This is a genomic window from Flavilitoribacter nigricans DSM 23189 = NBRC 102662 (assembly GCF_002646595.1).
GTDB classification, from domain to species: domain Bacteria; phylum Bacteroidota; class Bacteroidia; order Chitinophagales; family Saprospiraceae; genus Flavilitoribacter; species Flavilitoribacter nigricans.
The window spans coordinates 1-13087 of record NZ_PDUD01000036.1; the positions used below are offsets into that span (position 1 = coordinate 1).

The 13087-nt window shown below is 51.5% G+C and carries 11 protein-coding genes; 6 read left to right on the forward strand and 5 right to left on the reverse strand.

Features of this window, described 5'->3' with window-relative positions:
- Nucleotides 1–236: 236 nt before the first annotated feature.
- Entirely contained in the window at nt 237–839 is a 603-nt protein-coding gene (locus CRP01_RS29800) for a 3-keto-disaccharide hydrolase (RefSeq protein ID WP_099153724.1), read from the forward strand.
- 650 nt (nt 840–1489) lie between these two features.
- Here CRP01_RS29800 and CRP01_RS29805 read toward each other — a convergent pair.
- Nucleotides 1490–2947: a sulfatase-like hydrolase/transferase gene (locus CRP01_RS29805; RefSeq protein WP_170110600.1), complete on the reverse strand. Its 1458-nt coding sequence runs from the start codon at nt 2945–2947 to the stop codon at nt 1490–1492.
- A gap of 361 nt (nt 2948–3308) precedes the next feature.
- On the opposite strand from CRP01_RS29805, the gene CRP01_RS29810 reads away from it, so the two are divergent.
- A complete protein-coding gene (locus CRP01_RS29810; protein WP_099153726.1) occupies nt 3309–4094 on the forward strand; it encodes an OmpA/MotB family protein in 786 nt (261 codons plus the stop codon).
- 74 nt (nt 4095–4168) lie between these two features.
- Here the strand turns inward: CRP01_RS29810 and CRP01_RS29815 are convergent, their stop codons facing one another.
- Nucleotides 4169–4603, reverse strand: a complete 435-nt coding sequence (locus tag CRP01_RS29815) for a response regulator (RefSeq protein ID WP_099153727.1) — start codon at nt 4601–4603, stop codon at nt 4169–4171.
- Between the two features lie 284 nt (nt 4604–4887).
- Between CRP01_RS29815 and CRP01_RS29820 the strand changes: the two genes are divergently transcribed.
- The 3 genes from CRP01_RS29820 (at nt 4888) to CRP01_RS29830 (ending at nt 8102) form a co-directional block, all read left to right on the forward strand.
- Nucleotides 4888–5577 (forward strand): arylesterase, encoded by a 690-nt coding sequence (locus CRP01_RS29820; RefSeq protein ID WP_099153728.1) that lies wholly within the window; start codon nt 4888–4890, stop codon nt 5575–5577.
- Nucleotides 5578–5630: 53 nt separating this feature from the next.
- Complete coding sequence (locus CRP01_RS29825) at nt 5631–6740, forward strand: lectin-like domain-containing protein (RefSeq protein WP_099153729.1); 1110 nt, start codon at nt 5631–5633, stop codon at nt 6738–6740.
- A gap of 273 nt (nt 6741–7013) precedes the next feature.
- The gene (locus CRP01_RS29830) at nt 7014–8102 is read left to right on the forward strand and encodes an energy transducer TonB (RefSeq protein ID WP_233752796.1); all 1089 of its coding nucleotides are present in this window, start codon (nt 7014–7016) and stop codon (nt 8100–8102) included.
- Nucleotides 8103–8172: 70 nt separating this feature from the next.
- Here CRP01_RS29830 and CRP01_RS29835 read toward each other — a convergent pair whose 3' ends face one another.
- The gene (locus CRP01_RS29835) at nt 8173–9462 is read right to left on the reverse strand and encodes a glucose-1-phosphate adenylyltransferase (protein WP_099153731.1); all 1290 of its coding nucleotides are present in this window, start codon (nt 9460–9462) and stop codon (nt 8173–8175) included.
- A gap of 43 nt (nt 9463–9505) precedes the next feature.
- The gene (locus CRP01_RS29840) at nt 9506–10954 is read right to left on the reverse strand and encodes a glycogen synthase (protein WP_099153732.1); all 1449 of its coding nucleotides are present in this window, start codon (nt 10952–10954) and stop codon (nt 9506–9508) included.
- Between the two features lie 177 nt (nt 10955–11131).
- Here CRP01_RS29840 and arfB point away from each other — a divergent pair, with 177 nt between their 5' ends.
- Entirely contained in the window at nt 11132–11536 is a 405-nt protein-coding gene (gene arfB, locus CRP01_RS29845) for an alternative ribosome rescue aminoacyl-tRNA hydrolase ArfB (protein WP_099153733.1), read from the forward strand.
- Nucleotides 11537–11635: 99 nt separating this feature from the next.
- On the opposite strand, the gene CRP01_RS29850 is transcribed toward arfB, so the two are convergent.
- The gene (locus CRP01_RS29850; protein ID WP_099153734.1) at nt 11636–13012 is read right to left on the reverse strand and encodes an FAD-binding oxidoreductase; all 1377 of its coding nucleotides are present in this window, start codon (nt 13010–13012) and stop codon (nt 11636–11638) included.
- Nucleotides 13013–13087: the final 75 nt, after the last annotated feature.

Sequence of the window (13087 nt, forward strand, 5' to 3'; positions counted from 1 at the left end):
ACCAGACGTATCCATTCTGGTATAGGAGGTATTTCTCCGAAAGAAATGTATTATCGATTAACTCAACTAAAACAGACAACCTAGCCCAATTCACTGTCCACTATTCTGAGGAGTTCCACATCACGAAGCCACGGACATTTAGTGCCCATTCACTTTTATGGCACGGTCTATCATGGAAGACACCCGTTCCGACGTCTTTTGAATAATCCTTCAACTCCACATTTAAAATGTATAAAATGAGAATCCAAATAGCCTTATTGCTGTTACTTTGTTTTGGTTGCGCGGTCAATAAGTCCGATAATCCAAAAATGAAATCCGTGTTCAACGGTAAAAACTTTGAGAACTGGATAGAACCGGAAAATAACATCTGGTGGACCGTAAACGACGGCATTCTGCACGTGAAAAATGGCCCGGATAAAAAAGGCTCCATCCTCTGGACGGAAGAGGAATTCGAAGACTTTGTGGTACAACTGGACTTCAAAATGGGAGATGGTACCGTAGATTCCGGCATTTTTATGCGGGGAGACGGGGCGGACGCTCCCCAGATCCAGATCGGAGAATCGGGCTCCCTGAAGCGGGATATGACGGCCTCACCTTACGTTCCCAAACAAAGCTACCCGGTAGAAGCCGAAGGGATCAAGGACATCCTGAAACCCAAAGACTGGAACACCATGAAAGCCCAGGCCATCGGGAATGTGTATACCGTCTGGCTGAACGGCAAAAAGGTCATGACCTATACCATGGAAAATGCGAAATTGAAAGGCCCCATCGGTCTGCAGCTCCACCCCAGCCGGGAGATGTCTATTTCCTTTAAGAATATTTCGGTGGCCAGGTTGTAGCACAAAATCGGAGCCCATAGGAAATCGAAACACCGATTCTAAATTTCGGTAATGCTGCGTTTTGGTTGCCAATTGTGGTTAGATTCTTTTGTGGCAGCGCACTGTTCAGATACAGGACGGTGCGCTGCACCTTGGAAAATTATAACTAACCAGGCTGAAGTGATTTCGGTGCGCTGCACCTCTTGAAACCTGATATTGATTGGGCTTTTGGAAATAGGACGGTGCGCTGCACCTCGGAAAATTATAACTAACCAGGCTGGAGCGATTTTGGTGCGCTGCACCTCTTGAAGCCTGATATTGATTGGGCTTTTGGAAACAGGACGGTGCGCTGCACCTCTTGAAACCTGATATTGATTGAGCTTTTGGAAATAGGACGGTGCGCTGCACCTTGAAAAAATTAACCTAACCAGGCTGGAGCGATTTTGGTGCGCTGCACCTTTTGTTTTTTAATTGTTGAATAAGAAATGTTTGCCATGGTGCGGTTAGTCCAAAATTGCCGGATCATCGTGGCAATTCACCCATCGCGTCATTAAAGCGAAAGGTGAGTAGTCTCCCGCAACACCAAACGTATACACGTTTCCACATTTCCACTGTTCCCGGGATTACGGCCTCACGATCAACCTAGTACCCAGCCGGGGACTAACCATCTTTCAATTACTAAACCCTTCCGGATGTAATTTCCGCCATTCACTTTTCAGTTTCTGGTTGCCCGTAGCCGGAGGCAGGTTCTCCCAATACGGTCCTTTAGCCTGGATGTCCTGCAGGCGATCGACTAGTTGTTGCCGGTATTGTTTCCCCATATCCAGGCTGGTATAATCGATATTTTGTTGTTGGCCAATATCGTGAGTGAGATTATAGAGTTCAAAATCTTCGAGGTCCATGGACTTGATGTAATCCATATCCGGCTGGGTGGTCGGGTGAGTATGGCGTGTGGTATCCAGATCTCTTCCGAGGATAGTATAATCTCCAATGCGCATGGCTATTTCCGGAGAAGTCCGGTAAAAGAACCAACTGAGCGGGCGCGTTCTTTCGAGCGTTTGCCCATTGATCAGTGGTACGAGGCTGGTTCCGTCCAGTGTATTGGTACGGGGGTGAGACTGTCCGCTCAACTCGCAGATGGTCGGCATGATATCGATGAGGCCGGCCGGTTCCGATACAGTTTGTCCGCCTTCGATCCGGCCTTTCCAGCGAAGAATGCCGGGTACCCGGATACCACCTTCGTACACAAAACTCTTACCGCCCAGCAGGGGACCGTTCGATCCATTCCGATAGGAGCCATTATCGGAAGCGAACAGGATCAGGGTATTTTCGTCTAGGCCCTTGTCCTGCAAGGTTTGCAGCAGGCGACCGATGGCTCGGTCCATGTTTTCAATATTGGCGAAGTATTCGGCGTCCGCTTTGGGGAATTCGCCGTATTGGGCCGTCAGATCCGGCGGAGAAGCAACCTTTTTGTGGGGTTCGTGAAAAGCCACGTACATCAGGAAAGGAGATGGATCGGCCGGAAGGGTGTCCATCCAGTTGATGGCTTCCTCTACCACGATATCACATGAATAACCGGCTACCTTCCCGAGTTCCTGTCCGTTGCGCACGAAGTTGACCGGATCCAGGTGGGATGGCTGAGCGTTGTTGCCCGTACCCAGGGAGTGATCGAAACCCTGATCGTGGGGTTGGGGCTGATTTAGTTCCGGATTTTGGGGCAGGCAACTGACGTGCCATTTTCCGAAATGCCCGCAGGCGTATCCCTTCTCCTGCAGGATCTCCGCGATGGTGATCTCTTCGGCCGGCAGGTGCATGGGGTGATTTTCGGCCAAATAGTTATACATACCCACCATGGAAGGAGAACGGCCCGTGAGTAGCCCCACCCTCGAGGGGGAACAATTGGGTGCGGCGGCATAAAAATCCGTAAAGCGCATACCTTCACGGGCGAGCTGGTCCAGGTTCGGCGTTCGGGCCGTGCCCCCGTAACAACTCAGGTCTCCGTAGCCGAGATCATCCGCCAGCAGAATAACGATGTTGGGCAGGTCGGTATTCGTCGACTCTCCACTTCGGGAGTTACAGGCCGCCAGCAGCATAAGTCCTGCGCTAAACAGTAAGATTTGACTTCTCATGTATTGATTTTTTTGCTTTCGTCTTGCCCTTTTGCTATAGCATATCCCGGGAATTTTGCCGGAATTCATGCCGGTGATCTCACGAAGAAGACGCACGGGGACTGGTGCGCCCTGAATACAGACCGGGGGATTCGGGTACCGGACGTACCGTGCTGTAATGGAGGGAACCATTCGACGAAAATCCTGCCACCGGGGTCAGATCGGGCAAAAGAATATTTTCGACGGCAATGGGGTTTAAAGTTTTGAACACCAATATTTTATTGCAGTAAGTTGTAATATGACAATTGGTGATTTTAACATATTCATACACTAAAAAGCCCGGATGGTAAGTTTTATAAGCCAAACCAGAGTTTGCATACTTATGAAAAAACAAATCATTTTCTACCTTCTCCTGGTGCTCTTCGGAGCCAGTTCCTGCGGCAAAAAGGTCAAGAACCTGGAGCGCGAACTAGCCCTTAAGGAAGAACAGGTGGAGCAACTGGAAGAGCAGATCCAGCACATGCAGTCGACCAATGCCGGTCTGCTGGACCGGATGGCGGATCTGTCCATTGTCAATAAATCCGGTGCGGAAAGTATCCAGCGATCCCTGGAGTCCATTTCCCAGCAATATTCTTTCATCCAGGACCTGACCACCAAAATTCAGTCCAAGGACTCCCTCAACCTGGCTCTGGTCATGAACCTTAAACGGTCTCTGGCCAATATAAACGACGAGGATGTCCAGGTGGAAGTGAAAGGTGGGGTGGTATACGTTTCGATCTCGGACAAACTATTGTTCCGTTCGGGTAGTTCCCGGATCACCAGTGAAGCGGAAGGTGTACTGGCCAAACTGGCGAGCGTCATCAATGATCACGATGATCTGAACGTGCTGGTAGAAGGCCACACGGACGATGTGCCGATCAATAATTCCTGTCTGGAAGACAACTGGGACCTCAGTGTGAAGCGGGCTACTTCCGTAGTGCGCAAATTGCAGGAGGACTACTACGTCAATCCGGAACGCCTGACGGCTGCCGGCCGCTCGGAATATCTACCGAAGGTGCCCAATACCTCTTCCGACGGGCGCAGCTCCAACCGACGGACGGAAATTATCATTACCCCGAAAATGGATCAATTCTTTAAGCTCCTGGAAGCGCCTCCGGTAGCGGATTAGCGCACCAGCTGCAATGAAGACTGAGGAACGGCCAGATCGTGATTCCCTCAGTCTTCATTGTTCCCTCTTTCATTTCATGCTCTCACCACACTGGGTACCACGTTGGCGTAAGTCCAGAAGTTGACGATAGCTTCCATGGCCCGGTCGAAATCCTCCAGGGTCAGCGGTTTTTGCACATAGGCGTTGGCGCCGTGCTGGTAACTGGAGAGCACATCCGTTTCTTCCCTCGAACTACTGAACATCACCACCGGTATCTGGCTGTACTGCTTTTGCTTACGCAGCAATTGCAGGATATCGATCCCACTCATTCGCGGCAGGTTCAGATCCAGCAGGATCAGTGAAAAAAGGTTAATACCATCTTTTTCCAGATAATCGAAAAACAGATCTCCGGTCTCGAAATGGAGCAATTCCGGGGAAGGGGACAACCTACTGATCGCGTATTGTGTTAGTTTAGCATCACTTAGACTGTCTTCCACTAAGATAATCTGTAACTTTTTAGGAGCTTGCATAATATTTGTTGGGACAATGTTGAATAAATTGTAATTGATGATCTAAGTGCTGCACCAGTAGTTGCCAGCGGGGTTAAATTTATTTATATTGTATGGGGTGGGGAAGGTACCAGTCAACAGTACTCAACCGAACAAAAATTATAGGGCTCTAATAAGAAAATCTATTCCTTTTGAATAATGGTTTCTGAAGTGTTGTACACGGTTGTGTGCAAATAGAAAAGACCTTGGTAAGATGGTAGGTGCTTCAAAGATATTGATTTTTCATTAATTTATTTATTTTATCTATGAAAGATAGATTTTTTTTCTTGTTGTTGGTGAGCCTGATATTTCCCGCCTGCGCCAATGAGGGAGCGGATAATGCGGATACAGCAACGGCTGCAGAGACGGAAATGGAGGCCGGAGTTGAGGAAAAACCCAGAAAGGTCATTTTTTTCGGAGATAGCCTGACGGCGGCTTACGGCCTGGATCCGGGAGAGGGCTTTCCGGCTATTATTCAATCCAAACTCGACGATGCCGGTTATAACTACAAAGTGGTAAATGCCGGTCTTAGCGGAGAGACCAGCGCCGGCGGCAACGAACGTGTCGACTGGGTGCTGCAACAAAGTGTGGATATCTTTGTATTAGAACTAGGTGGAAATGACGGACTTAGAGGGTTTGATCCCGAAGTAACCTATAATAATCTACAGGCCATCATTGACAAGGTAAAAGCCAAAGCGCCGGAGGCCCGCATCATCCTGGCGGGAATGGAAGCTCCGCCCAATATGGGGCAGGAGTACACGCAGGCTTTTCGCGGGGTGTACGGCCGCCTGGCGGAAACCAATGACTTGTCCCTGATCCCCTTCCTGCTGGATGATGTCGGAGGAATACCCGATCTGAACCTGCCCGACGGGATCCACCCCAACCGGGAAGGGCAGAAGATCGTAGCGGAAAATGTCTGGGAGGTTTTGCAACCTCTGCTGGAAGAAGTGGGCTGATGGCCTCCGGGATAAGCAGCCCACACCCTTTTTCGAAATGAAAACCAAGATATATGACCCGAATTTACCACTATCTACCGCTTTTGTTACTCCTCCAGACGACTTGGTTTTTATCCACACACGCACAATCCCGCCTCACCGCTGAGGATATGGCTAAATTTGTGCCGAGTGGGGATGCTTATATCAGCGGAGGAAACTGTTTTCGATTGACCGAAGCCATGGACTGGTCGCGCGGTTCGATCTGGTACCGCGAAGCGATCGATCTGAAATCCCCCTTCGTGATGGAACTCAACCTGGTACTGGGCTGCAAAGACCGGGACGGGGCCGACGGAATGGTGTTCATTTTTCATCCCTATCCAACCATGACCGGCCGGCCGGGTGAAGGCATGGGTTTCGGTGGTCTCCGGCCCTCGCTGGGCATCGAACTGGATACCTGGGAAAATGAACATCTGGGAGATCCGCCGCAGGATCACATCGCTATTCTTCAGGACGGCTCACCGGCCCACTGGTATAATCTGGCCGGTCCCAACATCGTACCCAATCTGGAAGATTGCCGTCCCCACCGCATCTATGTGAGCTGGAAACCGGACTACCAACTGTTGAGTGTGGCTATCGACGGCGTGGAGCGGATCCGCTACAAGGGGGATATTATCAATGAAGTTTTTGACGGTATTTCGGAAGTTTACTGGGGCGTATCCGGGGCGACCGGGCGGTATAACAACCGGCAGGAGATCTGTTTTGAGAAACTGGAGTTTGCGAAGGTGGCCCCCCTGGCTTACCTGATGCCCAGCCAGATCAGTCAGTTAAAAAAGCAGAACGGCCTATTGCTGGAACGTATCCAGTTCCCTTCCGGGCAGGTGCGCCTCAACGACGCCACTACCTTCGAACTGGATAAACTGGTGCGCTACCTCAAGGAAAACGATGCCTACGCAATCGAAGTAGCGGCCTTTACGGACAGTTCCGGCAGCGAGTCCGGCAACCAGCGCATATCGCAGGCCCGGGCGGAAGCCATCAAGCGCTACCTGATCGGTAAAGGAGTAGCTTCCAAACGGATATACGCCTTCGGTTACGGAGAATCCAATCCGATCGCATCCAATGCCACTGCGGAAGGACGTGCCAAAAACCGGCGGGTGGCCTTCAGCGTTTTCCGGATCGTACCCTGAACACTCTTCCGAGCTGTCCGAAAAGTTATCGAAAAGCAAATCATTGTTTCGTTGGGGGGCTTACATAAAAAATATAGCCCCTTATTTATGGATAATTGTACCTTTGCCATCCTTAGAGTCTATCCAAAAACCATCCTTTGGTCTTAAAATAACTACCTAAGGAACCTCATTTCGTCATTTTCGACATCAAAAACGGTTTCTGGATAGGCTCTTATTAGCTTTTGTTTTGAGATGACTTCACGTACTAAAAAGACAGAAAGAGTGGTGAAAAGAATGATCCATACCCTGTTCGCAATGGGGCTGCTGGTGTCCCTGCAGGCGCAAACGGCCGATACGACCGTTTATGTAGCCGTTGAAGAGATGCCGCGTTTTCCGGGCTGCGAAATGTTAGATACTACGGCGGCCGTCAAGGCGCAGTGTGCTTCCCAGGCCCTGCTTTCCTTTATGTACAGCAATATTCGTTATCCCCAACAGGCCCAGCAGGAAGGGATAGAAGGTACGGTTGTGCTGAGTTTCGTAGTGGAACCGGACAGTACCATTTCCAATCTGAGCGTGCGCAAAGATATCGGTGGCGGCTGTGGGGTTGAGGCCATGCGGGTAGCGAGTCAGATGAATAACATCGGAGTGCGCTGGTCTCCCGGTAAAAAGGGAGGTAAATCCGTTCGTACCCAGTTCAACCTGCCGATCCGCTTTAAGATCGAAGAGCCATTGCCTTATAACCTGGTGAACGGCGATACGATCTATATCCAGTTTGACGAAGCCTTGGCTTTTTCCGGTGGGCCGGACAGCCTTTCCAATTACCTGAACCGACGGCTCCGCTACCCGGCATCCGTGCAGGACACCTGCATTGTCGGTCAGTTGGAAGTAGACGTGTTGGTACACCCGAACAAAACCGTTCGTATTCTCAATATTACCGATTACAACGACCTTGGATTTGATTTCTGGTACGAAGCGGTCGCCGCTACTACTTCTACTTACGGTAAGTGGAAACCCGCGGTTTACGAAGGCCGTCAGGTACCGGCCTCCTTTACGCTGAATATGGCCTTTACGCCGGATACGGAGTCCTGCCAGTCTACCGTTGATCGCTACAACAAAGCGATGGCACTGGCTAATGAAGGCGCTCAGTTGTTCAACGACGAAAAACAGGAGGAAGGTCTGGCCAAAATGAGCGAAGCGGTAACGATGTTCCCGGATGATGCCAACCTGCTGATCCTGCGGGGGCAGGCTTATCTGGATATGAACCGAATGGAGGAAGCTTGTATGGACCTGTCCAAAGCGCGGGATATTACCCTGCTCGACTGGTACGATAATCTGTTGCCTTTTATCTGCCGGCCGCAGGAGGATACCGGCGCGAATAAATAATTGATCCGGATCCCGTTACCGGTTGGCTGTGCAGCTAACCGGTAACGGATATCCGGGATGCTGGCGCAAATTAAGCGCCCAGCCCTATCTTGGTGCCATTAGTGATGATCGCACCTTTCTTTACCACGATCACACCGTCGCGGATACAGTAAGTGTCTGTTTCCGTATCTCCCAGGGCCACACTACCGTGTATAATGACGTCACTTCCGATGCGGACATCCTTATCGATAATGGCATTCCGGATCTGACAGTTGTCGCCGATCCCCCGTTTGGGCGTGTTGCCCAGTTTTTCCATTTCATCCAGCGTTTCGTAACTGTCGTTACCCATAATGATCGCATTGGAGATCTCCGTATTGTTGCCGATCCGGGACCGGATACCGATGATGGAGCGTTCGATCTTTTTCGCGTGGATAATGGAACCTTCCGCGATAACGGCCTGATTAAACCAGGTACCGAAGATCTTGGACGGAGCCAGGAGCCGCGGCCGGGTATAGATGACGTTATCGTCGTCGAAGAGGTTGAATTCCGGAATGGCGTCCGTCAGGGCAATGTTGGCTTCAAAGAAAGAACGGATCGTTCCGATATCCTCCCAGTATCCGCCGTAGGGGTAACTGGCTACTTTGAAGTTTTGCTCGATTGCCAGAGGAATGATCTCCTTACCGAAATCGGTAGCATCGGGGTTCTCATTGAACAGTTTTTCCAGGAATTTCCGCTTGAACAGATAGATACCCATAGACGCCAGATAATGGCGGCCCTGTTTGGCGTATTTCTCTTCTACCGGAGAGGCCCATTCGGGTACGACCTCCAGTGGTGGTTTTTCGGTAAAGGTATCGATGAAACCTTTGTCGTTCACTTTCATGATCCCGAAGGCCGGCGCGTGTTTGTCGATCACCGGGATCGTGGCCACCGTCAGATCCGCTTTCTGCTTGATGTGGTAGTGGGTGAGTTCCTCCAGGTCCATCTGGTACAACTGGTCTCCGGAAAGGATCATCACGTAGTCGTGTTCGTGATTGGCCAGGTGGTGCATGGACTGGCGTACGGCATCGGCCGTACCCTGGAACCACTTGTCACTGGTCGGAGTCTGTTCCGCCGCCAGAATATCAACAAAGCCGTGCGTGAAGTGGTCAAAAATGTAGGTATTCTTGATGTGCTGGTTCAGGGAGGCAGAGTTGTACTGGGTCAAGACAAACATCCGTTTGATACCGCAATTCAGACAGTTGGAGATCGGAATATCGATCAGGCGGTATTTTCCACCGATGGGTACGGCTGGCTTGGAGCGCTGACTGGTCAGGGGGTAAAGACGGGTACCCGCGCCCCCTCCGAGAATGAGGGCTATCATCTTGATTTTGTTTGTCTTCATAATGCTGTGCTTAAAGTTCTTATGGAATAATTCGTTTTAAGTTCTAGGACTTAGAGATATTCATCAGCTCGTTGTATATGTTGTTATACTGAATGGCTGAATTTTCCCAGGAAAAATCAATCGTCATAATGTGACTGCGCACCTTTTGAAAGGCTTCCTGGCGTTGGTAGAAATCTACTGCCCGGTAGACGGCCAGGTGGGCGTCATCCAGATTGAAATGATCAAAACGGATACCCCGTCCGCTGCCGTCCGGCTCGCCAATATCGGGAACCGTATCCTTGAGGCCGCCAACGGAGCGTACAATGGGTAGCGTACCGTAGCGCATGGCGTACATCTGGTTGAGGCCGCAGGGTTCTACCTGGGAAGGCATGATCAGATAGTCCGAGCCGGCGTACAACTGATGGGCGAGGCCCTCATTGTATTCCAGTTTGGCGTCAAACCGGCCGGGAAACTCATAGGTCATCTCCCGCAGGGCATCGTGCAACCAGCGTTCTCCGGTACCCAGTACGGCGAAGGCCACGCGCATACCGCTGTAGAGGACCCGTTTGATGAGGTCGGGCAGCAGATCCGCGCCCTTTTCTCCCACCAGTCGGCCGATAAAAGTGATCAGCGGTAGTTGGGGATCCAGCTTAAAGTGCTGGAGTATGGCCAGTTTATTGTCCTGTTTGTAGGTGCCGACATCGTCCTTCAAATGATGCGGAATATACGGGTCCTTAGCGGGATCCCAGACCTGCTGGTCAATACCGTTCAGAATACCGCTGCATTTGAACTGTTCGTGGTACAGCAGAGATTCCATCCCATTGGCTTTCGTCTGCAATTCTTCGAGATAGGATGGTGAGACCGTCGTGATCCGCCAGGCACACTTGACGGCGGTAGCCATGGGGTTAATGTGGAAATGCCAGTTGAGCAGCCCGCGCGCTTCCTGGTCGAAGAAAGGCAGCAGGTAGAGTTTTTCCCAGCTGAATGCACCGTGGTACTGTCCGTTGTGAATGGTAAACACCGTTGGAATCCGGGCCAGGGACTGGTATTCCGGACAGTGCTTGACCATAAAGGGGATCAGCCCCGTATGGTGATCGTGGCAATGGAGTACTTCGGGTTTTCCCGGAGATTGTACGATCCACTGGAGAACGGCTTGTTGGAAACAGAGGGCCCGTTCTACTTCGTCTCCGTAAGGCTGCCCGTTATTGTCGGAATAAACACCCGGGCGATCAAACCGGCCGGGAATATTGGCAACAAACAGGGGAAATCCAAGGGTGTCCCCAACCTGTTTTTCGATGGTAAAAGCGTGGTAGTGATCGTGCAGCCGGACCGAACCCTTGTATACGGGGGTAAATTGCTGAGCCAACACCCATTTCGTATGGTACTTGGGAATGATCACTCCCGATTCCACTCCGATCTTATTAAGGTATTTAGGTAGTGCACCTACTACGTCCCCCAGACCACCGGCTTTGGCTGCTGGATAACATTCAGCACTAATGTGCAGTATCTTCATGCAAGTTTTGGATGTTTATCATGTTTGATGCCTTCGTTTTAAAGGTATTATTTTTGATTAAAATGTGAAAGTTTGTTTCTTTTTTTATCCATATTCGGATAAAATTTAGTGGATAGTTAACCTCAGTTACACCAATGACGGGAACTTTGACCTCCTTCCCTTTGTTTAAGCAGTGTTATGGATATTAATATTTTAAAAGCAGAACTCGATTTCCGGACCAGCCGCAGCTCAGGCAGCGGCGGGCAGCACGTCAATAAGGTAGCCACCCGCGTGGAACTCCTTTTCGATGTCGATGCTTCCCAGTTTTTGAACGATTCCCAGAAGGCGCGTATCAAGCGGAAACTGTACAACCGCATCACAAAGGAAGGGGTCCTGCTCCTGGATTGTTCGGAGACCCGCTCGCAGCACCGGAATAAACAACTGGTGATCGAGCAGTTCGAACATCTGATCCGGGAAGCCCTCCGGCCGCCCAAACGCCGGAAAAAGGTGCCCAACGCCCGGCAGGCAAATCCGCGGAAACGTCTGGAGAACAAACGCCGACATTCCCAGAAGAAAGCCCTGCGCGGCAAAGTAGAGTGGTAGATGACGCCATTCCGGGGAGGAATCAGAATCGGGATCCGGTAAAAACCGCGCCCTGACAACTACTCCCCGAAACCTTCACTTGTTCTTGGACCCTTCCTTTCAATCAATATCGATCACTTTACCCGGGTTCAGGATGTTATGCGGATCGAGTGCTTTTTTGATCGACCGCATCATGCCGATCGCTCCCCGCCCGAGTTCCATTTCCAGATATTTCTTTTTACCGACCCCAATTCCGTGTTCACCGGTACAGGTGCCCTCCATGGGGATGATCTTCCGCATCAGCTCATCGTTGATGGATTTCAACAATTCAATCTCTTCCGACTGTCCGACCATGATATTCGGTGAAATATGAAAATTTCCGTCGCCGACATGCCCGAAAAGCGGCAACTGAAAATCGATCTTTTCGAGGATCGCCTTCATTTCCAGAATGCACTCCGCCAGCCGGGATATCGGTACGCAGACGTCGGTCGACATCGTATCGCCGCCCGGCCGGATGGCCAGGATCGCGTGCGCCACATTGTAGCGGATCTCCCAGAGTCGGGCCCGTTCTTCCGGACTGGTCCCCCAGATCAGGTCTTTTCCGCCGTTCTCCCGAACGATCTGGTGGATGCGGCGCTGGTAGACGGGAGCCAGCTCTTCTTCCGTGTGCAGTTCCAGGAAGAGGGTAGGAGTTTCGCTGTAATCCGAACCGCTGAACCGGTTGATCACCTGCATGATGACCTCGTCCATAAATTCGAGCATGGCTAGCGGAAGGCCTTGCCGGATCATGGCAATGGCCGCATCGATCGCCTGCTGCACGGAGGCAAAGCTCACGACGGCCACTCCCGAAAACTCGGGCAGCGGGTGCAGAATAGCAGTCACCTCGGTAATGATCCCCAGGGTACCTTCCGAACCGACCATCAGATGGGTCAGGTCATAACCGGCTGAGGTCTTTTTCACCCGGCTGCCGGTCTTTACGATCTCTCCGGTCGCCGTCACCACCTGCAGGGCCCGGATGTTTTCCTTGGCGGTGCCGTAGCGTACGGCATTGGCCCCGCTCGCCCCCGATGCGGCGATACCGCCCAGACTGGCGTCGATGCCCGGACCGGCGGCAAAGAAAAGGCCATGCGGATCGAGTGCCTTGTTGAGTTGAAGTTTTTTGATACCTGCTTCCACCACGCAGTCGCGGTCGATGGGATGGATCGACCGGATCCGGTTCATCCGGCTCAGATCAATGGTAATACCGCCCCGATAGGGAATGATATGACCTTCCAGGGAGGTGCCGGCCCCAAAGGGAACTACCGGCGTTCGGTTGCGGTGACAGACTTTGAGGATCTCGGCTACCTCTTCTGTCGATGTAGGGTAACATACGGCTTCGGGCAGGCTGGCCGGATGCCAGGAAATGTCCCGGCTATGCTGGGCGAGCACTTCGTCTGTGGTTTGGACGTGCTCGCCCAGCATCCCCCGGAGCGTTTGGACCGTCTGGGTATTGGGCATGGCGTTGCAAGGTTTTACGATCTCCGTCCAGATGGGATCGTATGGCTAATACCGGACTAAAGTACGGAACTGCCC